Raw genomic sequence first — 22,120 nt, forward strand, 5'->3', positions numbered from 1 at the left:
AAATTTGTCTTTTTTACAAGGTTGATGCGATTTTTTCTGTTATTTGATAAACATTTTTCGATTGGATTTCATTCAATAAAGCCCTCTATAGCGCGGTTATTCATGGTTTTAATCAAACGATTAATTAATATAGCACATAGGGAATTTCCCCGAAAATAATCGATTGGTGTGGAAAAACGAATGGCTTAGGATAGAAATAATTGGGTTTTTATGGTAAAATGAACCCAAAAAAAGGAGGGAGATTTTGAGGAAGTATTCGGGGATTTTTTCTATCCTAATCCTAATAGCCATATTTGTAATCTTTAAGATCCCACATGCCGGTGAATTGTTACCAAGCTGGAGCTTTTGGTTTGTGCTTATCTTTGGATTTGCATCGGCCGTTATTGCCTCGTGGTATAGTCCAAGTGGTTTTTGGAGAAAGGCATCGGCCGCCATTCTAATTATGATTCCGGTAGGTTACTTAGTTGTTTTCATTTTGTTTATCATTGGAATAACTACTAGCTCTGGATTTTAGCTGAATAGATGCAATCTGAAAAGAGCTGCCAATCTGGCAGCTCCGTTTCGCCCTGTTATTCGAGTGTTTTGGTCATGATAAGGTCTATTTGTTCATCATCGCCCATATAAAAAGAGTGGGCACCCGTTTGAACAAACCCCATTTTCTTATAAAAAGCAATCGCATTTTCATTATTTTCCCAAACGCCTAGCCAGATTTTCTTTTTATTACCTTCCATCGCAATTTCCAAAGCTTTATTAAATAGATATTTACCGAGCCCGTGCTTTTGAAATTCCTTCTTTATATAAATCCTCTCGACTTCTAGTGATTCCTCACCCATTTCTTCAGACTGAGCATCATTGGTATTGACCTTTAAATATCCAGCAACTTCATTATCATAATAAACAAAAAAGAATAGCGAAGAAGTATTGGATAATTCTTTTTCTAATTGTGGTAAGTTAAAGGCCTTTTCCAAATAGGCATTCATATTTTCAGCGGAATTCTGCTCCTTAAATGTCTCATAAAAGGTTTCAGAACTAATTTCTTGCAGCTTACGTGAATCTTCAAGGGTACACTGTTTTATATTTATAGTCATTTATATTGTCGCTCCTCTATAGATCAATAATTTCTTTTGTTTCCCTTTTTTACATATTCCCAGTCTTTTTCAATACTTTTTCTTACCTTTTGAAGAAGATTGAAAATGGATTCTATCTCTACTTCGGATAATCCCTCTAAGGCCACGTTATTGGAGTAATCATTTTCTCTTTTTATAAATGGATAAACATGTTTCCCTTTCTCTGTAGGAAAGAGCTTGTTAATTTTTTTGTTATGTTGATCGTCCTTTTTTTCAATAAAGCCATTCATTTCAAGTTTTTTTACGGCACGAGCGGCTGTTGTTCGATCTACTTTAATCATCTCTGCTAACTTTTCTTGAATGATTCCAGGGTTTTCACAGATTCGCACCAAGTACAAATACTGCCCTTTTGTCAGGTCATATTCTTTGAATTCAATATTACTGATCGAATCTAATGCCCTTGCAATCATTCCTATTTCACGGAGAATTTCCTTCATAGATAACTCCTTTTTTTTAAAAAATATGTTGCAAATGCAATAAAACTGGCATGTATTAAATGTAACTTAACTTTGTTGTATTTGCAACAAAAAATATTGATTCCATTTAAACCCTTGTACCTTTCAAATGGCAATGGACATGCATACCAATAGCATTAACTAATTTAGGAGGTACAGATACATGAGTATAATCGTGGTTCCTAGAGACTTTCCTACGGTTCAAGCAGCGGTAACAGCTGCACAACCTGGTGATTTAGTCTTTGTAAAAAAGGGAACGTATCATGAAAGTGTAAACGTATTTAATAGAGGTTTAGCAATTGTCGGGGAGAAAGGAGCCACTCTTGATGGAAATCATTCATTGCCTTTTGGATTTAGAGTGGGCCAATCCTCTGCAAACCTAGCCTCTGGTATTGAAATAAAAGGTTTCACTATCCAAAATTACATTCAGAGTGGAATAACAATAGAATTTTGCGATTTTGCTTATTGCTTAGAGAATGTGATTAAAAATATTAAAAATGATGGGATCTTCATTAAGCAAAGCGTTGTCTTTACGAATGGTGCTACTCACTTATTTAAAAAAAATAAAATAACAAATATTGGTGAAAACGGATTTAATATTACGGATCCTAACATCAATGTCATGATTCAAAATGAGATAAAAGACGTTGGAAAGAATGGAATAAATATAAATGTTACTCAATCTACCATTCCAGCTAATCCTTTCAATTCAATCATTCAAAATAAGATACAAAAGGCCGGACAAAATGGAATCGTTTCAGCCGAGCAGGCTTTTTCGGGGTTAATATTGCAAAATGAAATTCAGCATACTGGCAGTGATGGAATATCTTTAAATAATGGAACCATGTCCATCATCGAAAATAATATTACAAGATCAAAAGGGAATGGAATAAAAGTAAATAATCCTTTTAGCTCGCTTTATCAGTTGAATATAAGTTTTTGGAACGCAGAAAGTGGCATTTCGATTATTTCTCCAGCCAATGTTCCAACTCAAGGATTTAATTATATTGAAGAAAATCGTACCTCGAATAATGAGAAAGATGGAATTCATGTTAATCAAAACAACAATTTTATCGTTAGGAATAGAGCGAATGAAAACGATAATGATGGAATTGCTTTAGACTCCAATGATAATGAAGTGGTTGAGAATTTTGCTTGCAGTAATGGGAATCAGGACATCGAAAATAATGGCACGGGGAATTCATTGTTTAGGAATAAGGATTGTGAGCAGGATGAAAGCAGGAGTTAGCAAAAAGCGGGAAGAGGTTGTATTGAAATTATTTTAGAATAACTTTGTAATATAATTAACATCTTGTTGTGATGGGTCTGTCATACCTTTCTAGTATAGTTAACGTATCAACTCACACTAGGAGGTAACAACCATGCTAAAGAAATTCATCGTAGCCTTTACTATTTTAGCTTCTTGTGGCTCTTTGTTCGCCGCCAAGGGTGAAAAAGCGGAAGCAGCATATAATTATCATACAGCAGCCATTTCAATTGCGAAATCGAATATTGGAGTTCCATACCGATGGGGCGGAATGTCGCCAAGCGGTTTTGACTGTTCAGGTCTTGTAAAGTATTCTTACGGAAAAGCAGGAAGAACCCTAAATCGCACGGCAGCCCAAATGTACTATGGAAACGGATATCGACCATCTAATTTGCAAATAGGCGATTTACTATTCTATGGACCAACTAAAGCAAGTGCCCCAACCCATGTTGCCATCTATATCGGATACGGAAAAATGATTATGGCATCATCCTCAAAAGGGGTCATTATCACTTACACAAGCAACCCATATTGGCATGCTAGATATATTGGAGTAAAGCGAGTATAAAGGAAGACCATCGGTGACGATGGTCTTTTTTTTCATTTAAGCTGAAAAAGTGGCAGGTAAATAGAGGAAGGAATTACATAATATCTACAGAAATATAATGTTAAAAATGAAAAGTTCAGGGAGGCAAGAAATGGAGATTTATATTGCGATTGGTTTGGTCGCCTTAGTAATCATACTTACTACAATCATTCGAACCTTCTTAAACAGGAACTGGAAATTAATTTACACTGCATTCGGTAATGAGGAATACTTCAGGATTACAGCCAAATTAAAGTCGGAAGAGATTAAGTATAAAACGGTAACACCATACAGCTTTGATAATCGAACAAACCGATTTAAGGATAATACGCAATATGACATATATGTAAAAAAGGATGAAGAACATTTAGCCGTTAAATCGTTGCAAAAAAGAAATTAATAAAGCGGAAAACAGGCTGCCAATAGGCGCCTTTTCTTTTTTACACAACCGAAATGCAGTTTTATAATAAAAACAAGAAATTACGTTTATGGGTGATTAGATGTTTAATAAGATCAAAATTTGGGCGAGGAATTTAAAAAAGCAGATATTCATTCTGTACTATGCTTGTAAAGATAAAAGAGTACCTTGGTATGCTAAATTATTCACAGCTTGTGTAGTAGCCTATGCGTTCAGTCCGATTGACCTCATTCCAGATTTTATCCCTATACTGGGCTACCTGGACGATGTTATTCTCCTTCCGTTAGGGATCTTGCTCGCGTTAAAAATGATACCCAAGAATGTCCTAGCTGAATGTGAAGCTAAGGCGGAAGAAAGGATGAAAAGCACGAAACCGAAGAATTGGATAGCCGGTTCCATAATTGTTTTGATATGGGGTGTAATGATTGTGTGGGTGGTAATGAAAATCTTTGGCCTATTAAGATAACGTGTAACACAAATTTTTAAGGAGTAATATTTCCGTGATGAATGAAGAACTTATTGTTTCCCTTATTAAAGAAGATAAATGGATGATGGAAATATTAAAATTTGCAAGATCAGTGAACTTGCCCGATTGGTGGGTTTGTGCCGGATTTGTTCGTTCAAAAATATGGGACACACTACACGATTTCGGCGAAAGAACGCCGATCCCAGATATTGATGTCATTTATTTCGACCCAAGTAATATCGATGAATTTGAGGAAAAGAAACTTGAAGAAGAACTTAAATCCCTTAATCCCGCCATTCCTTGGTCGGTAAAGAATGAAGCAAGAATGCACATTAAAAGTAATTTACCGCCTTACACTTCTTCTGTTGATGCTATATCTAAGTTTCCAGAAACAGCGACAGCCCTAGGCGTTAAATTAGATGAAAGGGGCAATGTGATATTAGCTGCCCCTTGGGGAATTAGGGATGTAATCAATCTAGAAGTAAGGCCGACTCCTTTTTTTACAGAGACAAAAGAAAGAATGGAAATTTACGAAGACCGCATTGCCAAAAAGAATTGGAAATCGACTTGGAGTAAATTAAAGGTTTTTCATATGAACTAGTTTTATCCCATGCAGATTAAAAATCCCTAACTATATTTACAGGGATACTCATAAGAGAACTCAGAAACAATGAAGACTATTCTCATTGTCTACAGCACTTATTCTTAGAGTAATTAATCCGCTAGTTTATCCCGGTCCAAAGCTAGCGGAGGTTCCTCGAGCCAGCCATTTTCAATCATTATTTTGGCTCCGTCTTCAGCAAAAGAAGCGATTTCTGCGGATAAGCGAACGTAATCGAGAGCCAAGTCTTTTCTAGCACAAGTTGCCATACTTGTTCCATACAATCCAATACTTAATGCGGTTAAAGTAGTAGCCATAAACATCATCATTTTATCTGAAATGGGAGCAGTTATTGAGTCCGTTACTTCAGTATCAAAAGACATTAGAACAGGTAAATGATCTTTTTCTAACACGGAACCAAATACCTTGGTATGTTTCAATGCTATTTCCTTTCCCCTTACCATAAATTTCTTTACTTCTTTTGATTGAGCCACCTGACTCCATGCCATCATTACTGTATGACCCAAAGTGTTTTTTTGTAAGTTTGCAAACAAATTTGTAATTTCAATGGCTGTTAAGGGTCTTTTATTACCTAACAATCCTGACATAAAATTTGGACTTTTAACAAAGTGCACCTCATTTGATGGAACTAAATAAGGAGACCGAATGTATAAGCCTTTTGATAACAAAAGATTTTTCGAATTCGTATCAAATTCATTCAGTTCCTTAACGCATTCAGCAAAATACTCATCAATATCTGAACGAACAGCGAATGTTTTGGCAATAGCATAAAAACTAAATGCCATTACAGTCATATTATGAACTAAATGCATCATGAAACTATCTGAAAATAATCTTGGAGCGGCCATATTTACATCTTCTTCAACATTAAAACCACAAGGTATTGGATACCCTTCTTTTTGAAAAAACGCTGACAATTTGTCTAAATGAGTTTCCGCTAATTCTAATCCATGTTGAATAACCGAGCGTATTTGACTATCTTCTACTGTTTCTAGGAAGTATGTAAACAAACATTTACACATGCTGGAGTTCATATAGGCGGACCAAATTTGTGTAACTTCAGCAGCGGTCAATCTAGTGTTGTGTTCAGATTCCATTAACATGTGCTCCTTTGAATTACTTTCTATTTTAATCCCTAATCTACAACGCACACTTTGTAAGAATTCTGTGATTTCCGTAAAATGTCTTTCAGCTAACATGAGATTATTTTATGGTATTAACAATGAAGTATACTATTGAAGAAGGTACAATTGTTCTTATAAATATCAGAGGAGAATGCTTTACTTTAAAAGGGGAGAAATAAATGGATAGATTTTTTTCACTTTGTCTTCAAGGTGATATAAATGCAGCAATGGAATACCTTAATTCCATTCAGCCAAAAACAAATGAAATTGAAAAATTACAGCAGATGTACAAAGAGCGATTTTTCTCTCAAAAGTCAGATGAAAATATTTTGACAGAAGATAATTGGATTAGAGATGTAGTATCAGCTTATTATGATTATTTTCGAACAGTATTAACAAATGCAGACGTGATCAATAATGCTGAGGTAAATTTGAATAAAAGTTTAAGAAGACTTTTAAAAATTGAGTCCCCTTTAAACATCGATGAAACTGAAAATGAGCTGGCTGCTATTTTTACTGAAAAGGGTTATTCTTTCTTGGGTGGAGTGACTCCTCCATTTAGAGGGGCGTATATTTGGAAACGTACCGAAACAGTTCATTTTAATGTTGAAATACCTCATCAATCCATTCCAGTATCTGTACATATGATGTCAGATTTTATACTTGATGGCTGGATGGGTTACGCAACTTTTAACAATAGATCTGTTGGCGGATGGGCAAACGAAGATGGTTTGTATTGTAATATAAAACGATATAAAGACTTAGATGACGACCAATTTCAGGTGTCCTATTTAAAACACGAAGCGCAGCATGTATATGATTACACATACTTTCCTGGTTTGAAGTCCTATGAATTAGAATATCGGGCAAAACTAGTAGAACTTATTTATTCCAAAAACCACTTCATTCTAGAGAAATTCCTGAAAGATGCAAAAAATGACGCTGATTTTCCTCATCCGTATGCTTCTTTCAACATAATTACGAATTTGTCTTCTAGCATTTTTAATAAAGATTATGAGCCTAACATTAATGTATGGTTAGAAAAAGATTATAAAGAAATATCTTCCACAGCACTGAAACTTTTTGAGAAGAATTCAAATGAACTAATGCAATAGTGTAGAAAAGCAGCGATTGTCCGCTGCTTTTCTTTGTTTTTCTAGTTTTTTCCTAATTGAAGACAAAAAATTTTCACATAATTTTAATATATATTTGTGGCAGATGTGATATAATTTAGTGAGAATAATTATCATTATTAGTTGTGTAAACACTAGGAGGCTTTGCGATGAATCTAACGGATTTAAAGCAAGGAACAAAAGCGATTGTTTCGGATATTTCAAAAATAAATGATTTAGTTCAGCAACGGTTAATTGATATGGGTCTCGTCGAAGGAGTAGAAGTCTGTTTAAAACGGACAATGCCCTTTGGCGGGCCTGTAATGGTTGAGGTATGTGGACAGTGTCTCAGTCTGCGCCGTAGAGAAGCATCATGTATAGGAGTGAGATAGCCAATGTCTCAGTTTGCCTTATTTGGAAACCCTAACACAGGGAAAACATCACTTTTTAATAATCTAACAGGCTCCTATGAATATGTGGGAAACTGGAGCGGTGTAACAGTTGAAAAAAAGGTTGGCAAGCTTCGTAATCAAAACGGACTGCTAATCGATCTGCCTGGAGTATATTCCTTAAATCCACTTTCCAGGGATGAAGAAGTGGTGACGGAGTTTTTATTAACAGAGGAATTCGAAAAAATATTGAATATTGTAGATGCTTCCCAGCTAAAACGAAATCTGCAGCTAACCATTCAATTAATCGAATTTGGCAAGTCTCTTTTAGTGGGTCTCAATATGATCGATGTCGCCAAAACGAGAGGCATGAGAATAGATGAGAAGAAGCTGGAAAACTTATTAGGTGTCAGCATTGTTCCGATTATTGCCAGGTCCGGTAAGGGCTGTGACCTACTATCGAAGGAACTGATTGCCAATCCCAAAAAAGAAATGCAGACCCCTGTTTTCCATGTGGATTATGGATTCTTAGAAAAAGCAATCGAACAAATCATCACTATTCTTCCAAACGATTCTAACTTGAATAGAAGATGGATGGCGGTTCAATTTTTAGAAGGAAATAAACGAGTGAAAACCTATTTGGATCAACATTTCGCCCATACCGATAAGCTTGATCAAATGAAGAGGGAGACAGAAGAAGAGCTCGTAAAGCTTGGTCTTGCACCCTCTATTAGACAATATATCTACAATGTTCGTGACCAAAAGGTTACTAGTATTTTAGACCAAGTCACGACGGTTACCTCGTTAAATAAAACAACTGCGACGGAATTCATTGATCGCATCGTCACAAACAAATTCCTTGGCCTGCCAATATTCCTTGCGTTTATGTATGTGATGTTCATGCTGACGTTTGATTGGCTGGGCACACCGCTGGCGGATCTATTAGACGCCTTTTTCTCTGGTCCGTTGTCAGAGGGGCTGGCTAAAGGACTGGCCGCCATTGGCGCTTCTAGTTTTATTAAGGATTTAGTGCTGGATGGAATTGTCGCCGGGGTAGGCGGGGTGCTCGTATTTGTCCCGCAAATCTTTATCATGTTTTTCTTTATCTCATTCCTTGAGGATTCCGGCTATATGGCCAGGGTTGCCATGGTAATGGACCGCATAATGGAATCGATCGGCCTTAATGGGAAAGCGTTCATCCCAATGATTATCGGCTTTGGCTGCAATGTTCCCGGAGTAATGGCAGCGCGGACCATCGAACAGCCGAAGGAAAGATTGTTAACGATTTTATTGACACCGTTAATGTCGTGCTCCGCACGTCTCCCAGTATATGCATTATTCGTTGGTGCTTTCTTTGTAAAATATCAAGCTTTAGTGGTTTTATCTCTATATGTCCTTGGAATTGTCGTAGCTATGATCGTAGCGCGAGTGTTTTCCTTTTTATTGTTAAAAGGAGAAAAAAGTGTGTTTGTAATTGAGCTGCCTCCATACCGGGTTCCGCAAGCGTTAACCTTATGGAGAAGTACATGGGAAAAAGGGAAAGGCTTTATCCGAAAAGCGGGAACGTTTATTTTTGGAGGATCCGTTTTCATTTGGCTGCTGACCTATGCAGGTCCGCATGGATTAAATGTTAAAATGGACGATAGCTTCCTTGCCATGATTGGCGGTGTCCTGGCGCCAATTTTTCAACCATTAGGATTTGGAACCTGGCAAGCGGGTGCTTCCTTGCTCACCGGCTTCCTTGCAAAAGAAGTCGTCGTGGCTACTATGAATATTATCTATCAGGTTCCGAATGCAGTATCGCTGCAAGGCGTATTAAGCACTCATTATTCAGCACTTTCTGCTTTAAGCTTCATGGCGTTTGTCCTGTTATATGTACCGTGCTTAGCAACAGTAGCGACGATTAGAAAAGAAACAGCTTCTAAGAAATGGACTTATATTTCCATTATCTATGCCTTGATTATTGCCTATATCATTTCGATATTAATCTATCAAATTGGTGGTCTATTCTTTTAAGAAAGAAGGCTTGACACATGTTCGTAAATATATTGATTGGTCTCATTATATTTGGTTATGCAGGCTGGATGATGGCCCGTCATATTAAAAAAAGCAAGCAAGGGAAATGTGCGGCTTGTGAGATGAATAAATCCTGCAGCAGTTCTTGCTCCATTCCAGACGCACCCACTGTTTCGAAGTAAAGGTCAGGCCCCGTGGTTGGATAACCATGGGGCCTGTTGTTTTTTAATCATGGAATGGCAGTGTAATCGATATGGAAATAACATGATTTTTGTAACTGACATCAATAGTTCCATGATGCAATTCGATGATACTTTTGGTAATGGCTAATCCTAATCCTGCACCGGACTTGTTAGAGGAACGGGAAGGATCGACTCGATAAAAACGGTCAAATAATCTAGCAACCTCTTCCTCAGAGAGGGTTTGACACGGATTGGATACTGAAAGTTGAACGGCATGTTTGATGTGAACTAAGCTGACATGAATGTCACCAGGCGGGGTACTATATTTGATGGCGTTAGTTAGCACATTTTCCAAGGCCCGCACCATTTGATTCGGATCGACCGCCATCATGATTTGTTCCTTTGGCAGATCGGTCATAAAGCTGACATGGTTATCTTGTGCGATAGGATCCAGTTCATCCAGGAGCTGTCTCAGCATTTGGTTTAAACTGACCTTTTCTTTTTTAAGCTGTACACCTTCATAAGTCAAACGGGTAAAATCAAATAAATCCTCAATCAATTTTTTTAATTGCTCTGATTTCCCGTAGGCAATATCCACGTATTCATCTAATTGCGTTTTATTTTTGAATTGATGATCCTTCACCAGCCTTAAATAGCCCATGATAGAGGTTAAGGGTGTGCGTAAATCATGGGATACATTGGTGATAAGCTCATCCTTTAATTTTTCCGTTTGCCTTTGCCTTTCAATCATTTCGTTTAATTCAAAAGCCATGTAATTGATATTGGCAGCCAGTGAACCAAGCTCATCCTTGCTTTTTTCCCTAATCCTATAGTTTAAATTTCCCTTCGCTATTTCCATGAGCCCTAAAGCGAGCTCCTCAATTTCTTTCATTTTTCGTTTGGTTATCAAATAGAAACAAAGAATAAACGTAACAAGTCCAAGAAGATAGGGAGTAACGCCGGTTTCTTCCTCATAATAAGCAGTGGATTTAGGAATACCGCTTACAATAATATAGTTCTTATTTCCATCAAGGGTTATGGGATAAAGCCTTGTAACCGTGGAATTCTCATCATGTTCCTTACCAATGAAAGTCTTGTTCGCATTTTTGATCTCAAGTGGAAGGTCTACTTGTGTATCACTCACACCTGTTGATTTATATAATATCTTCCCATCCAAATCGGTAATGACTGCGTTGAGATTGTTTTCTTGTTTAGGCGTATTGATTAAGTAATCGATTAATTCCTTTTTGGTCAAATGATAGAACGAAGCGTTTCCGTTTGGAACAGATAGCCGCTCCCCGCCGCCACTGCGGTTGAGAAACTTATTTTTAAAATCAGGGTTCTCGTCCCCCAGTTCAATGACAAGCCCGTTAATATCTTGATTCATTTGCTTAAATTGTCTAACCAATTCTCGTGCACTTTCGTCGATGGTGACTATTCCTTCTGTAAAATCAAATCGCTTATCTTTACTAACAAAGAAGGGGCTTGAGACAAATCCGACAAGCACGGAAACGAGAATACAAAAGGCAAAGGCTAAAATCACCTGAATGCGAATGCTTGTCTTCACTAGATGGCCCGGCTTTTTAAAATAACTGCCAGCCGGAGGCCGTTTCTCATTGTTCAATTTTATAGCCGACCCCCCAAACTGTCTTTATATACCGAGGGTTCCGCGGGTTATTCTCAAGTTTCTCGCGCAAGTTACGGATATGAACCATGACCGTGTTTTCTGATTCATAAAAGGGTTCATTCCATACCCGTTCATAGATTTTTTCCGTGCTGAACACAACACCTGGGTTCCGCGCCAAAAGTTCTAAAATGGCAAATTCCCGTGGTGTTAGCTTTATATCTTTCCCTTCAACGATCACCTCATGCGTAGAAATGTTGATGAACAGCTCATCTATCGTAATGACATCCATCTGTTCGACAGGATGCTGCTGCTGCAGTGCCCCATCTGTCTGATTTAAACGGAGATAACGACGGAGCTGTGACTTGATTCTGGCCACTAATTCCAAAGGCTGAAACGGTTTGGTGACATAATCATCCGCCCCGGTGGTTAACCCCATGATTTTATCCATATCCTGCGATTTCGCAGACAGCATAATAATAGGGACATTTCTGTTTTCCCTGATTTTTAGACAGGCTTGAATGCCATCCAGGCGCGGCATCATGATGTCTAAAACCACTAAATGAACTGTATTTTCCTCCAGGTATTGTAACCCCTCTATTCCGTCTGCTGCTTTCAGTACGTTATATCCCTCATTAGTAAGATAAATCCCGATTAAATCGCGAATTTCCTTTTCATCGTCAATGATTAGAATGGTTTCTTGTGACATTGATACCTCTCCTTTCTAATGCCTAAAGTTTACTCTACTCCTCTTAAGAAAAAACAATAGAATTTCTGAAGTTTTTCTGAAGTTCTCTTTTAAGTATTAAGAAAATCTTCAGAAAGAAGGGCATTTTTCCTTAAGAAGTTTTTTGTAATATACAGGAAGACAGACGAGGGGGCTTCGAAAGCTTTCTCATTCATTATGTTTATCAAATCGTAGTTCCCGCATGTTTATTTTTCAAAAATTATTGATCGAGATGGCCCACTGGTTTAGGTGGGCACCCGAAAACACATAGATAAGTGTCACAGAAACAAATTAAAGGAGTGGAGATCGATGAAGGTAGTCAATAAAGAAAAAGTTTTAATTTTAACCGGTAATTATGGAGATGGTCATATTCAAGTGGCCAATGCCATGCATGAAGCGATCCAAATTCGATTTCCTGCCCTAGAACCGGTCATTTTCGATTTTATGGAGTGGGTTCATCCGTATTCAAATCAAGTAAGCCGTTTCCTTTATCTGCAAGGAGTGAAAAAATTCCCACAAGTATATGGCTATATTTATCAAAAAACACGGAGAGCGAACAGGTTTTCAAAAGTGATGAAGACGGTTTTGTCTACGGGGCTCGGACGAATGAAAAAATTGATTGAAGAAGTGCAGCCGTCGGTCGTCGTTAGTACCTTTCCATTAGCAGCCGCTGTGATGTCCAAGTTAAAATCCTATGGTTTAACCAATGTTCCGACTGTCACAACCATTACGGATCATACCGATCATAGCTGCTGGATTTATCCTTTTACCGATCAATATATCGTCGGCTCAAATGCTGTCCGTGATGCTCTGATTAACAGGGGCGTAGAAGAGAATCGAATTGCCAATACAGGAATTCCGATCCGCCAGCAATTTTCTCAATCCTTTCACCGAGAGGAAATCTGCGAGAAGTATGGGTTAGATCCCCAAATGCCAACTGTGTTAGTAATGGGAGGCGGCTGCGGCTTGATTGGGGATGGCAGTTCCACCATTAAGGGATTTGAAGAATTACCAAACCCTGTCCAATTGATTATTGTGTGCGGCCATAATGAAAAACTGCGCACGCAATTGAAAGAAAAGCTAAAGGACTCCAAGCATCGCATTCATCTTACCGGATATATAAATTATGTTCACGAGTTAATGGCCATTTCCGACCTGATGATTACGAAGCCTGGAGGAGTCACCACATTTGAAGCGATTGCCATGGAATTGCCGATGCTCCTTTATAAACCAATTCCTGGTCAGGAAGAGGATAATGCCAAGTTTCTAGTCCGAACCGGAGTAGCGATTCAAGCCACAACTGATCGTGATTTAACCAATCAATTATCCAAAATACTGAGCAATCCAAATCTGCTTCAACAAATGAAAGAGAACGCAAAACAATTCCACCCTAAAGAATCCGCCTTTGCATCAGTAGAAGTATTGATTCAAGTGCCAGTCACCGCCCATATCTTATCAATAGGGCAATGAGAAGGTGAAAGATGGAGAATGTAATGAACGAATCATACAAGGTTAAAAAGTCTCCGGCAGCTCGCTCACTATCGATTGGAAGTTTGCTGATATTCTTAGCTCTAACTGGACTTTATGTATATTTACTTCATACAGGTACGGCAAAAATATGGCTGGATTCCATTCGCCATTTAGGTGTGTTCGGGATTTTATTAGGAATCATGATTCAAACCGTTGTCAATGTCATCCCTGCACCTGGCGAATTTGTTTCTATCTTTCTGATCGAAATATACGGTCCCGTCGCCGGTGGACTCTATTCCTGGATAGGCGGGATTCTCGGGGCAGTCCTGGCATATCACCTATCCAAATGGATTGCTCGTCCGCTGATTGAACCATTGGCCAAACCCTATTTGGAAAAAATCGATCGCTGGCTGCAAAAACGAGGAGATATCGGACTTTTGATCATCCGCTTTGTCCCGTTAGTTCCGTACCATTTCATTAACTATGCGGCAGGTATCTTAGGAGCGAACAGAAAGGCTTTTATCTGGACGACGGCCTTAGGGATCCTGCCTTATACCATATCGGTAAGCAGCTTATTTGCAGGATTGCGTCATGGGAAATTCTTACCGTTTATGATTGGCGGTGCCCTTTTTATTTTGTCATCGATTTTAAGCATCGTCCTTCGCAAAAAAATGGATTAGGGGGAGTGCAGGAAATGGTTAAGATTATCATGATCGTGTTGGTATTGCTGGCATTGTACTGGCTGGTTCCCTTTATCCTCACTGCTGTTTTCGGTATCGGGGCATTAAAGCGGAAAGCCTCTTCTGAAAAAATAGCCTTTACTTTTGATGACGGTCCAAATCCAATCTATACGCCGCAGCTATTGGATTTGTTAAAAATAAATAAGATAAAAGCAACCTTTTTTGTTGTGGGTTCTAAAGCAGAAAAATACCCAGAGTTACTCGCAAGAATGCATGCCGAGGGACATCTAATCGGCATGCATAATTACGTCCACAAATCCAATTGGATTCTTGCCCCTTGGACGCTTCGAAGACATTTACGGAAAACTGCGTCCATTATTGAAAGAATCACAGGAGAACGCCCAATCTACTATCGTCCGCCATGGGGCTTATTAACGCTATTTGATTTTCTGCTAATGAAACAGTACAAAATCATCCACTGGTCGGTAATGGCAGAGGATTGGCGCAGTAAAGGCGGCAGCGAGAAGGTGAAAAAAAGGCTGCTAGGCAACATAAAAAACGGGGATATCATCCTCCTGCATGATTGTGGAGAAACCCCTGGAGCGGATGAAGAGGCTCCGATGAATACCATCAATGCATTAAAAGACGTCTTTAAAGAACTATCAAGCCGGGGGATGTCTTGTGTAAGGATGGATGAATTGTAATAAAAAAGGCAGGTTTTTTTGAAATGTCACATTTTATTCAAACCATTTTTGATATGCTTTCAAATTTGGGCTATTTAGGAATTGCATTAGGTTTAATGGTTGAAGTCATCCCGAGTGAAATAGTTTTGGCCTACGGGGGCTACTTAATATCAATCGGGAAAATCTCATTTATGGGAACAGTTGTTGCAGGTACAATCGGGGGAATTGCCGCCCAATGGTTTTTATATTGGATCGGAAAATATGGCGGTAGACCATTTATGGATAAATTCGGAAAGTACCTCTTAATCCGCCCATCCCATATGGATGTTGCCCAACAATGGTTTAGTAAATATGGCTCTGGGGTTATTTTTACAGCTCGATTTATCCCTGTGGTTAGACATGCTATTTCCATTCCAGCAGGTATTGCGAAAATGTCCTTTACCAAATTCAGCCTTTATACAGTCCTGGCTATTATTCCATGGTCCATTCTCTTCATTTACCTTGGAATGAACTTGGGTACGAGATGGGATCAGATCAATAGTGCTGCCAAGCCCTACGTTACACCGGTGATTTTTATAGCCGTAATTATTACTCTGATTTATCTTGCCATTAATAGGAAGAGAAAAAAAGTAAAGCGATAATGGGATGTTTATATCCTAATTAAATGATAGAGGAGATGGGTGCATTGGCTGAAAACTTGATTCAAACAAACAGACAAAACATGTTAAGTAAGGTTCCTCAAGTTACCATATTCTTTTGGATTATTAAGATCATGGCAACGACAGTCGGAGAAACGGCAGCGGACTTTTTAAATGATAACTTAAATTTCGGGCTTACGAACACCACCATTTTCATGAGTGTTCTCTTAATCATAGCCCTGTTCTTCCAGTTTAGGACAAAGAGGTACGTACCAAGCCTTTACTGGCTTGCGGTAGTTTTAATAAGTGTTGTAGGAACACTGGGTTCGGATAATCTAGCCGATAATTTAGGGGTGCCGTTAAATATCACAACCGGAATCTTTTTTGTATTAATGGCCTTCTCTTTTTTGACATGGTATATAAGTGAAAGAACATTGTCCATTCATTCAATCTATTCGGCTAAAAGAGAAGCATTTTATTGGTTGGCCATTCTGTTTACCTTTGCATTGGGGACAGCAGCAGGTGACTGGATTTCTGAAGGTCTTAACCTTGGTTATTTAAATTCTGCACTCATGTTTGCAGCCATAATTGGAATTGTAACCATTGCACACTATCTTTTCAAATTGAATTCGGTCCTTGCATTCTGGATCGCCTACATTTTAACTCGTCCTTTTGGGGCATCCGTGGGTGACTATCTATCGCAATCACGTCATAATGGCGGCCTTGGTTTAGGGACAACAGGAACAAGCATTATCTTCCTTGTGGTGATTCTATGTTTGGTTATGTATCTGACAAAAACAAAAAGAGACCAGAGCCCGCTTGCTATCTAACAAGGATCTAAGTATTTTAACGTTCATAAAAATTGTGTACCTTAACCATCCCCAATAGGATGGTTTTGTTTTTTAATTCAACCTTTATTCAGCTTCAAAAAGTTGTTCAATATAAATCCTTTTTCTGGTAACCTGCCCCGGTACTTATGTACGATTCTTCATATTCTTTGATGTAAAGGATTCCTTCCAAAATTGATCGTAATAAAAAATAGCTACAATACATGAAATGGACATTTTAACTCATAATTAGATTAAGGAGGTATTAAGCATATGAATTTCAGTTGGTTATTTGGGCTAGTAATTTTATCTCAACAAATGAATGTGCCAGGAAGTTTAGTAATCACTAACAACAGTCAACCTATACCAGTTCACACCCCAACTTACTTTTCGATGAACTTTCCTATATTACCCATTTTGGATACTGAAAAGTTAAATAAATTTATGGATGAAATAGATCTGTATGTTACTAAAAATCCTAAAAATGCAATTATTGATAAAAACGGAAATATTATACCAGAACAAGTCGGTTACCGTTTAAACCGCCAAGTTTTCACAGAAAATATTTTTTCTTATTATTTTAATAATGGTTCCTCTAATTTAGAAGTACCCTTAGCAGCCATTTATCCAAGGGTTGACAGTGAATTACTTGGAAATATTCGAGGTGAAAAAATTGGGGAATATATAACATTCTTCAATTCGAATAACAAGGAAAGAAATAACAATATATATCTTGCTGCAAACGCCATTAATAATTTCGTGCTTTTTCCAGGAGAAATATTTTCCTTTAATAATGTTGTTGGAGAAAGAACAGCAGGAAAAGGATATATGCCTGCTACTGTTATCGTTAAAGGGGAATATTCAGAAGACTTTGGCGGTGGAATTTGTCAAGTCTCATCTACCCTTTTTAATGCAGTAGATAATGCAGGTTTAAAAGTAGTTAAGCGTTATTCACATAGTAGAGAGGTTTCATACGTTCCACCAAAGCGGGATGCCACTGTTAGTTGGAATGGTCCAGATTTAATTTTTAAAAATGAATACAAACAACCTATACTCATTCTCGCAAAATCGTTAGAAAACAAATTAAAAGTTGAAATCTATTCTTCAGATGTAATTACTTATTCGCCTAAAAAAGTACCGTATCTTCCATATCAAAAACATCCCCCAAAGTAAATACTTTGGGGATTTTTCATTTTTCATTAACCTGACCGTTGGCACAATAACAAAAAGGTTTTGATACAGTGAGCCCGTATTTTCGTTAACACGAAATCAAAATGTAAATATTATGTCACAGTAATATCGTTGTAGTTAGGTATTTTAAATTATAAACTATTTTTACTATCTGAGGAGTGATTAAGTTGAAAACAGTATTGGTGAATAAACTAAAATTCAAGAAAAATTTATCGATGATTGAGCAATTTGCAATCAAAGATTTCCTGTTCCAATGGGTTGGTCAACCAACTGAAGGATTAGATGATTTTCTACCACTGGATTACACTGATGATGTCTTTGCTAAGTTGGAGGCAAAACAGGAATCATCTTTCCTTATCAATGGGGATGAACATTTTAGATATGTAACAATAACAGAAGATAATCAAATTGTAATAGGCTATTTAGATTCGAATAAGGAGTTAAAGCATAGAATTATTTCTCTGGATGAGATTAATTAGGTAAGCACTTTTTGGTACTTGCCTCTATAATTTTCCGCTCTCAATTTTATTTTTCATGATCCTAGGAATGTTGGATTCACCTAAACTGAACAAAGAGAGAATGTTAAACTAGTGTAAATTAATAGTTGTGACTTGAAATCATTAAATTATTAAGACTATACTTCCAAATAGAGAGACATCACATTTTTTCTCCTCTTTAGAAAGCTGAGCTGTGTGTCCTTGAATACAAACCAAGGAGCAAATGAAGGGAATTGAAAACATGAACGAACACATCATAGCTTTTATTTTGGGAATAGTGGAGGGATTGACAGAATATCTCCCTGTTTCTTCTACAGGTCACTTGATATTAGTAGGAAGTTTGTTAGGATTTACCGGACAAAAGGCGAATACTTTTGAGGTCATAATACAACTTGGATCGATGCTTGCTATTTTAGTCTTATATTGGAAAAGATATCTTTCACTATTAAATTTCAAAACGATTGGAAAACCAGAGAAGAAATTAGATGTTGTACATATCATATTAGGAGTCATTCCGGCTGCTTTGGCGGGGCTGTTGCTGCATGATTTCATTAAAACACAGCTTTTTTCACCCAAGGTTGTCGTTGTCAGCCTTGTTGCTGGAGCGATTTTGATGATTTTTGCAGAAAAAAAACACAGAGTCTTCACTGCTGACAATGTGGATGAATTGAGCTATAAACAAGCTTTAACCATTGGGCTATTTCAATGCTTGGCGGTTATCCCTGGTTTTTCCCGTGCTGGATCGACGATATCAGGCGGGTTGCTAGCCGGCGCCAATCATAAAACAGCCGCTGAATTTTCCTTTTTAATTGCCCTTCCGATTATGGTTGGGGCAACAGGTTTGGATTTTATAAAGAATTTAGACATATTACAGGCAAGCGACTTTCCATTGTTCGCTATTGGCTTTATCACAGCCTTTGTGGTAGCCATGTTTGTAGCCGTCCTGTTTCTTAAAATTTTAGGGAAAATCGGCCTAACGGTTTTTGCTTATTACCGAATCGTCTTGGCCGCCCTATTCTATATTTTTGTCATTCTATAGGATAGAAAGTTGAAGTAAGCCAGTCCCTGCGCATTAAGGGGGACTGTTTTTTTTTTTCTAATTATGGACATTAAATTTTAATATAAATCGATTGAGCAGCCTTTATATCGGGTTCCTTAAGCGTTAACCTTATGGAGAAGTACATGGGAAAAAGGGAAAGGCTTTATCCGTAAAGCGGGGACGTAGGAGGATCGGTTTTCATTGGCATGGTGCCTTTGTAAATTTGAGATACTTTTTGTCCCAATAATTTCATATGTAATACTGAAGGAGGTATTACTATGAAAAAATTATTAATCGCTAATATATTGTTAATGGCCAGCTTACTATATGTTGTATTTCGTGTCACCCACAAAACATTGTATCTATATAAACTCTCTGTTAATGCTGAAAATCCGGTTAGTATTCATTGGAATTCCATCACTATTGATACTGGATTTATCCAAGATAAATTTGGTCATTCCATGCCCGGCTCTATTTACTTTATTTGGATGACTCCCATTTATATATTTGTTTTAGTGGCAATAATTCTTACCTTATTGGCGTTCAAAAAGAAAAAGTAAAACTAAATAGCTTTTTTATGTTTTTATGAGTAACTTATCCAATCCTTTTCGATATATCAGCATAGTATGTAATATTACTATGACTAAGAAGGGACTATTATGAAGTTTACAAAAAGCTTTATTAAAATAGGGATAGGTTCGAATCTTGTGGTTTTTCTTGCTATGATGCTTTTACCTGCATTTCTTGTTTCAGACCAGTTAGATGTCTTTGAGAGAGTTATTTCCTATATTTCAGAAAAATAAAGCTGCCTATCATAGGCAACTTTTTATTTTATAAAGGATTATTTTGGCATTTTTGGACACGATAACAAAAGCGAATAAACTGTTGGTTGGGGTGAAACTCGCTTATGGCAACTAGGAGGCACAAAAGATTTAATCTCTTTCTAATTTTGATACCATGGTTATCGTTGTTATTTATCGGAAAACGAAGTATAAAACGTTATTCGTTTGCGGGCGTTTTTATCGTTTTATTTGAGATCCTCAATCATATGTATGGCCACAAGCGGAATTGGTGGAAGTTTTACGAAAAACGAAAATCATTCCTCAGGGACGAGCTTCCTTTCGCCATCGGACCATATATGCCGTTATCTATGTGGATACTTAAATATTCGTACGGAAACTTTAAAAAGTTTGTGCTGCTTAACGTGATTTCTGATGGACTCTTTGCTTTTCTTTTCGCTGAAATTTTAAAAAAAATGAAAATAGCTCGGCTGAATCGGTTAAATCATTTTCAGTTTTTTATCTACCTGCATTATAAAGCCTACTTACTATACGGAGGACAGTATTTGTTTGAAAAAATGAAAAGATAAAAACGCTTGGATTGATTGTCCAAGCGTTTTTCGTGTTAGTAAAACCTCTTAAATCCATCAAAATGTTGTTTCCAATAAGCATTGGTTAGATTACTAATGGCAACGCCATTGTCGCTTGCGTGGATAAATTGGTTGTCGCCAAGGTAGATTCCCATATGGGAGATTCCTGGCTTATATGTATTTTCGAAAAAGACGAGGTCGCCTGGTTTTGGCTGGGTCACATAGTAAGCACGGCTGTAGTATCCATCAGCGGAATAACGGCCGATCTTCATGCCCGCCTGGTTCGCCACATAATAAATGAACCCGCTGCAGTCAAATCCGGAGAGAGAGCTGCCGCCCCATACATAAGGCGTTCCGATCAAACTTTTTGCAGTCGAAACCATCTTTGCCGCAAAATCAGTTGGCTGTTGTGTAGTGGTACTAGGCTGCTGGCCCGATACCTTCAGCTTCTGCCCGACATATATCATGTTAGAGGTCAACCCATTTAGCGACTTCAAATTCTCAACCGTCATGTTAAACTGCTCGGCAATTTTTCCAAGCGTATCACCGCTTTTGACGGTATACTCGGAGACGGTTGATGGTGCAGGTGTCGTTGGAGCAGGTGTGGCTGGCTTCGTTGCCGGTGGTGTCGTCGTGGATGTTTGCGCCGCTGTGACCTTCAGTTTTTGCCCGACATAAATCATGTCAGATTTCAAGTTATTCAATGTTTTTAACTGGGCAACCGTCATGCCGAATTGCACACCAATTTTACTCAAGCTGTCGCCGCTCTTAACGGTATATTCGCTGGTTGTCGTGGTGGACGTCTGCGGCACTGGTGCAGGTGTCGGTGATGGTGTGGCTGGCTTCGGTGCAGCCGTTGTTTGTTTCGGAGCCGAAACCTTCAGGACTTGTCCAACATAAATGATATTGCTATCCAGGTTGTTCCATTGCTTCAGCTCACCGACCGTGACGTTATAACGGTTGGCGATTTTAATGAGAGCGTCGCCTTTGACTACGGTGTAAGTGGTCGTCTGTGGTGCCTGGGGCTCAGCGGAAATGATGAGAGTTTGATTTTCATAGATATTATCAGATTTCAGGCCGTTCAGAGTCTTGATATCTTGAACACTCGTATTATACTTCGAGGCAATTTTTGATAAGGTGTCACCTTTTTGAACTTTGTATGTATCGGCGAGGGCGGATCCAGCAAAAAGCGTCGAAAAAAGCGCTGCTGTCGACAGCGTACGAATAATCGTTTTCTTCATCTTGTAAAAATCACCTCTTTATCCCTTTTTTCTTAATATTTTACCATAGTTTTCTAGTATTTCGGGAAAAATTTGCTAAAAAGTGGCGCTAAAGATGGATTTTTGCGGAAATAATAGAGTTATTTGCGGAATTCTAGTTCTGTACGGCGGAATCCCTGTCCTGATTTGCGGAATCAAATTAAAATTTCGCGGAATTCAGTCAAGTCCTGATTATTGTGTAAAATCAAAAGCAATTGTTTTCAGCTCTACCTTTTATGATCTTTATCCATACCCTTTCATTTTTTTGGGCGAAACTTCCATGGCTTTTTATCTACATATCCGGGAAGGGCTGTCAAAGGCTTTTCACTTTGACAGCCCTTCCCGGATATGT

Annotated in this window: 27 protein-coding genes; 21 read left to right on the forward strand and 6 right to left on the reverse strand. The window is 38.0% G+C overall.

Annotated features, from left to right (window positions below; translation table 11 throughout):
- Window positions 1–244: 244 nt before the first annotated feature.
- Window positions 245–514, forward strand: coding sequence for a hypothetical protein (locus PH210_RS22560; protein ID WP_289988607.1), 270 nt, complete (start codon window positions 245–247; stop codon window positions 512–514).
- A 55-nt stretch (window positions 515–569) separates the two neighbouring features.
- Here the strand turns inward: PH210_RS22560 and paiA are convergent, their stop codons facing one another.
- Window positions 570–1,088, reverse strand: coding sequence for a spermidine/spermine N(1)-acetyltransferase (gene paiA / locus PH210_RS22565; protein WP_289988608.1), 519 nt, complete (start codon window positions 1,086–1,088; stop codon window positions 570–572).
- A gap of 23 nt (window positions 1,089–1,111) precedes the next feature.
- Complete coding sequence (locus PH210_RS22570; RefSeq protein WP_289988609.1) at window positions 1,112–1,564, reverse strand: MarR family winged helix-turn-helix transcriptional regulator; 453 nt, start codon at window positions 1,562–1,564, stop codon at window positions 1,112–1,114.
- Window positions 1,565–1,745: 181 nt separating this feature from the next.
- On the opposite strand from PH210_RS22570, the gene PH210_RS22575 reads away from it, so the two are divergent.
- The 5 genes from PH210_RS22575 to PH210_RS22595 all read left to right on the forward strand — a co-directional run bounded on the left by PH210_RS22575 (window position 1,746) and on the right by PH210_RS22595 (window position 4,920).
- The gene (locus PH210_RS22575; RefSeq protein ID WP_289988610.1) at window positions 1,746–2,831 is read left to right on the forward strand and encodes a right-handed parallel beta-helix repeat-containing protein; all 1,086 of its coding nucleotides are present in this window, start codon (window positions 1,746–1,748) and stop codon (window positions 2,829–2,831) included.
- A gap of 133 nt (window positions 2,832–2,964) precedes the next feature.
- Window positions 2,965–3,417: a C40 family peptidase gene (locus tag PH210_RS22580; RefSeq protein ID WP_289988611.1), complete on the forward strand. Its 453-nt coding sequence runs from the start codon at window positions 2,965–2,967 to the stop codon at window positions 3,415–3,417.
- 130 nt (window positions 3,418–3,547) lie between these two features.
- Window positions 3,548–3,835, forward strand: a complete 288-nt coding sequence (locus PH210_RS22585) for a hypothetical protein (RefSeq protein ID WP_289988612.1) — start codon at window positions 3,548–3,550, stop codon at window positions 3,833–3,835.
- Between the two features lie 100 nt (window positions 3,836–3,935).
- A complete protein-coding gene (locus PH210_RS22590) occupies window positions 3,936–4,319 on the forward strand; it encodes a YkvA family protein (protein ID WP_289988613.1) in 384 nt (127 codons plus the stop codon).
- 37 nt (window positions 4,320–4,356) lie between these two features.
- On the forward strand, window positions 4,357–4,920 hold the full coding sequence (locus PH210_RS22595) for a nucleotidyltransferase family protein (protein WP_483312140.1): 564 nt from the start codon (window positions 4,357–4,359) through the stop codon (window positions 4,918–4,920).
- Window positions 4,921–5,033: 113 nt separating this feature from the next.
- On the opposite strand, the gene PH210_RS22600 is transcribed toward PH210_RS22595, so the two are convergent.
- Window positions 5,034–6,038, reverse strand: a complete 1,005-nt coding sequence (locus PH210_RS22600) for a DUF3231 family protein (RefSeq protein ID WP_289988614.1) — start codon at window positions 6,036–6,038, stop codon at window positions 5,034–5,036.
- Between the two features lie 206 nt (window positions 6,039–6,244).
- Here PH210_RS22600 and PH210_RS22605 point away from each other — a divergent pair, with 206 nt between their 5' ends.
- From PH210_RS22605 to PH210_RS22620, 4 genes are all read left to right on the forward strand, one after another.
- A complete protein-coding gene (locus PH210_RS22605) occupies window positions 6,245–7,180 on the forward strand; it encodes a hypothetical protein (protein ID WP_289988615.1) in 936 nt (311 codons plus the stop codon).
- Window positions 7,181–7,347: 167 nt separating this feature from the next.
- Window positions 7,348–7,569: a FeoA family protein gene (locus PH210_RS22610; protein ID WP_289988616.1), complete on the forward strand. Its 222-nt coding sequence runs from the start codon at window positions 7,348–7,350 to the stop codon at window positions 7,567–7,569.
- Between the two features lie 3 nt (window positions 7,570–7,572).
- Window positions 7,573–9,582: a ferrous iron transport protein B gene (feoB, locus tag PH210_RS22615; protein WP_289988617.1), complete on the forward strand. Its 2,010-nt coding sequence runs from the start codon at window positions 7,573–7,575 to the stop codon at window positions 9,580–9,582.
- A 17-nt stretch (window positions 9,583–9,599) separates the two neighbouring features.
- Window positions 9,600–9,764, forward strand: a complete 165-nt coding sequence (locus PH210_RS22620; protein WP_289988618.1) for a FeoB-associated Cys-rich membrane protein — start codon at window positions 9,600–9,602, stop codon at window positions 9,762–9,764.
- A gap of 43 nt (window positions 9,765–9,807) precedes the next feature.
- On the opposite strand, the gene PH210_RS22625 is transcribed toward PH210_RS22620, so the two are convergent.
- Window positions 9,808–11,388, reverse strand: coding sequence for a sensor histidine kinase (locus PH210_RS22625; RefSeq protein ID WP_289988619.1), 1,581 nt, complete (start codon window positions 11,386–11,388; stop codon window positions 9,808–9,810).
- Window positions 11,378–12,097 (reverse strand): response regulator transcription factor, encoded by a 720-nt coding sequence (locus tag PH210_RS22630; protein WP_289988620.1) that lies wholly within the window; start codon window positions 12,095–12,097, stop codon window positions 11,378–11,380. Before PH210_RS22630 ends, PH210_RS22625 begins: the two co-directional genes overlap by 11 nt.
- A gap of 327 nt (window positions 12,098–12,424) precedes the next feature.
- Here PH210_RS22630 and PH210_RS22635 point away from each other — a divergent pair, with 327 nt between their 5' ends.
- From PH210_RS22635 to PH210_RS22680, 10 genes are all read left to right on the forward strand, one after another.
- The gene (locus tag PH210_RS22635) at window positions 12,425–13,585 is read left to right on the forward strand and encodes an MGDG synthase family glycosyltransferase (protein WP_289988621.1); all 1,161 of its coding nucleotides are present in this window, start codon (window positions 12,425–12,427) and stop codon (window positions 13,583–13,585) included.
- 11 nt (window positions 13,586–13,596) lie between these two features.
- Window positions 13,597–14,265, forward strand: coding sequence for a TVP38/TMEM64 family protein (locus PH210_RS22640; protein ID WP_289988622.1), 669 nt, complete (start codon window positions 13,597–13,599; stop codon window positions 14,263–14,265).
- A gap of 14 nt (window positions 14,266–14,279) precedes the next feature.
- Window positions 14,280–14,969, forward strand: coding sequence for a polysaccharide deacetylase family protein (locus tag PH210_RS22645; protein ID WP_289988623.1), 690 nt, complete (start codon window positions 14,280–14,282; stop codon window positions 14,967–14,969).
- A 23-nt stretch (window positions 14,970–14,992) separates the two neighbouring features.
- On the forward strand, window positions 14,993–15,589 hold the full coding sequence (gene uptA / locus PH210_RS22650) for an undecaprenyl phosphate transporter UptA (protein WP_289988624.1): 597 nt from the start codon (window positions 14,993–14,995) through the stop codon (window positions 15,587–15,589).
- A gap of 80 nt (window positions 15,590–15,669) precedes the next feature.
- On the forward strand, window positions 15,670–16,416 hold the full coding sequence (locus PH210_RS22655; protein ID WP_289988641.1) for a COG4705 family protein: 747 nt from the start codon (window positions 15,670–15,672) through the stop codon (window positions 16,414–16,416).
- 270 nt (window positions 16,417–16,686) lie between these two features.
- A complete protein-coding gene (locus tag PH210_RS22660; RefSeq protein WP_289988625.1) occupies window positions 16,687–17,586 on the forward strand; it encodes a VanW family protein in 900 nt (299 codons plus the stop codon).
- A 185-nt stretch (window positions 17,587–17,771) separates the two neighbouring features.
- The gene (locus PH210_RS22665; RefSeq protein WP_289988626.1) at window positions 17,772–18,083 is read left to right on the forward strand and encodes a hypothetical protein; all 312 of its coding nucleotides are present in this window, start codon (window positions 17,772–17,774) and stop codon (window positions 18,081–18,083) included.
- Between the two features lie 259 nt (window positions 18,084–18,342).
- Entirely contained in the window at window positions 18,343–19,140 is a 798-nt protein-coding gene (gene bacA, locus PH210_RS22670) for an undecaprenyl-diphosphate phosphatase (protein ID WP_289988627.1), read from the forward strand.
- A 278-nt stretch (window positions 19,141–19,418) separates the two neighbouring features.
- Window positions 19,419–19,700: a hypothetical protein gene (locus PH210_RS22675; protein ID WP_289988628.1), complete on the forward strand. Its 282-nt coding sequence runs from the start codon at window positions 19,419–19,421 to the stop codon at window positions 19,698–19,700.
- Window positions 19,701–19,799: 99 nt separating this feature from the next.
- The gene (locus PH210_RS22680) at window positions 19,800–19,943 is read left to right on the forward strand and encodes a hypothetical protein (protein ID WP_289988629.1); all 144 of its coding nucleotides are present in this window, start codon (window positions 19,800–19,802) and stop codon (window positions 19,941–19,943) included.
- A 601-nt stretch (window positions 19,944–20,544) separates the two neighbouring features.
- Here PH210_RS22680 and PH210_RS22690 read toward each other — a convergent pair.
- Window positions 20,545–21,750 carry a C40 family peptidase gene (locus tag PH210_RS22690; protein ID WP_289988631.1) on the reverse strand — a complete coding sequence of 402 codons (1,206 nt, stop codon included), beginning with the start codon at window positions 21,748–21,750 and terminating at the stop codon, window positions 20,545–20,547.
- Window positions 21,751–21,844: 94 nt separating this feature from the next.
- Here PH210_RS22690 and PH210_RS22695 point away from each other — a divergent pair.
- The coding region (locus PH210_RS22695) for a hypothetical protein (protein ID WP_289988632.1) at window positions 21,845–22,120 on the forward strand (276 nt) is incomplete at its 3' end.

Source organism: Paenibacillus sp. BSR1-1, assembly GCF_030403775.1.
In the GTDB taxonomy this organism is placed as follows: domain Bacteria; phylum Bacillota; class Bacilli; order Bacillales; family Cytobacillaceae; genus Neobacillus.

What these genes read in the sequence shown, in the direction of transcription:
- PH210_RS22620 (WP_289988618.1), top strand. Translation starts at nt 9,600, where the DNA reads ATGTTCGTAAATATATTGATTGGTCTCATTATATTTGGTTATGCAGGC.
- PH210_RS22675 (WP_289988628.1), top strand. Translation starts at nt 19,419, where the DNA reads ATGAAAAAATTATTAATCGCTAATATATTGTTAATGGCCAGCTTACTA.
- PH210_RS22605 (WP_289988615.1), top strand. Translation starts at nt 6,245, where the DNA reads ATGGATAGATTTTTTTCACTTTGTCTTCAAGGTGATATAAATGCAGCA.
- PH210_RS22610 (WP_289988616.1), top strand. Translation starts at nt 7,348, where the DNA reads ATGAATCTAACGGATTTAAAGCAAGGAACAAAAGCGATTGTTTCGGAT.
- PH210_RS22680 (WP_289988629.1), top strand. Translation starts at nt 19,800, where the DNA reads ATGAAGTTTACAAAAAGCTTTATTAAAATAGGGATAGGTTCGAATCTT.
- PH210_RS22660 (WP_289988625.1), top strand. Translation starts at nt 16,687, where the DNA reads ATGAATTTCAGTTGGTTATTTGGGCTAGTAATTTTATCTCAACAAATG.
- PH210_RS22640 (WP_289988622.1), top strand. Translation starts at nt 13,597, where the DNA reads ATGGAGAATGTAATGAACGAATCATACAAGGTTAAAAAGTCTCCGGCA.
- PH210_RS22585 (WP_289988612.1), top strand. Translation starts at nt 3,548, where the DNA reads ATGGAGATTTATATTGCGATTGGTTTGGTCGCCTTAGTAATCATACTT.
- PH210_RS22645 (WP_289988623.1), top strand. Translation starts at nt 14,280, where the DNA reads ATGGTTAAGATTATCATGATCGTGTTGGTATTGCTGGCATTGTACTGG.
- PH210_RS22590 (WP_289988613.1), top strand. Translation starts at nt 3,936, where the DNA reads ATGTTTAATAAGATCAAAATTTGGGCGAGGAATTTAAAAAAGCAGATA.
- PH210_RS22635 (WP_289988621.1), top strand. Translation starts at nt 12,425, where the DNA reads ATGAAGGTAGTCAATAAAGAAAAAGTTTTAATTTTAACCGGTAATTAT.
- PH210_RS22600 (WP_289988614.1), bottom strand. Translation starts at nt 6,038, where the DNA reads ATGGAATCTGAACACAACACTAGATTGACCGCTGCTGAAGTTACACAA.
- bacA (WP_289988627.1), top strand. Translation starts at nt 18,343, where the DNA reads ATGAACGAACACATCATAGCTTTTATTTTGGGAATAGTGGAGGGATTG.
- PH210_RS22655 (WP_289988641.1), top strand. Translation starts at nt 15,670, where the DNA reads ATGTTAAGTAAGGTTCCTCAAGTTACCATATTCTTTTGGATTATTAAG.
- PH210_RS22580 (WP_289988611.1), top strand. Translation starts at nt 2,965, where the DNA reads ATGCTAAAGAAATTCATCGTAGCCTTTACTATTTTAGCTTCTTGTGGC.
- paiA (WP_289988608.1), bottom strand. Translation starts at nt 1,088, where the DNA reads ATGACTATAAATATAAAACAGTGTACCCTTGAAGATTCACGTAAGCTG.
- PH210_RS22570 (WP_289988609.1), bottom strand. Translation starts at nt 1,564, where the DNA reads ATGAAGGAAATTCTCCGTGAAATAGGAATGATTGCAAGGGCATTAGAT.
- feoB (WP_289988617.1), top strand. Translation starts at nt 7,573, where the DNA reads ATGTCTCAGTTTGCCTTATTTGGAAACCCTAACACAGGGAAAACATCA.
- uptA (WP_289988624.1), top strand. Translation starts at nt 14,993, where the DNA reads ATGTCACATTTTATTCAAACCATTTTTGATATGCTTTCAAATTTGGGC.
- PH210_RS22575 (WP_289988610.1), top strand. Translation starts at nt 1,746, where the DNA reads ATGAGTATAATCGTGGTTCCTAGAGACTTTCCTACGGTTCAAGCAGCG.
- PH210_RS22595 (WP_483312140.1), top strand. Translation starts at nt 4,357, where the DNA reads ATGAATGAAGAACTTATTGTTTCCCTTATTAAAGAAGATAAATGGATG.
- PH210_RS22690 (WP_289988631.1), bottom strand. Translation starts at nt 21,750, where the DNA reads ATGAAGAAAACGATTATTCGTACGCTGTCGACAGCAGCGCTTTTTTCG.
- PH210_RS22630 (WP_289988620.1), bottom strand. Translation starts at nt 12,097, where the DNA reads ATGTCACAAGAAACCATTCTAATCATTGACGATGAAAAGGAAATTCGC.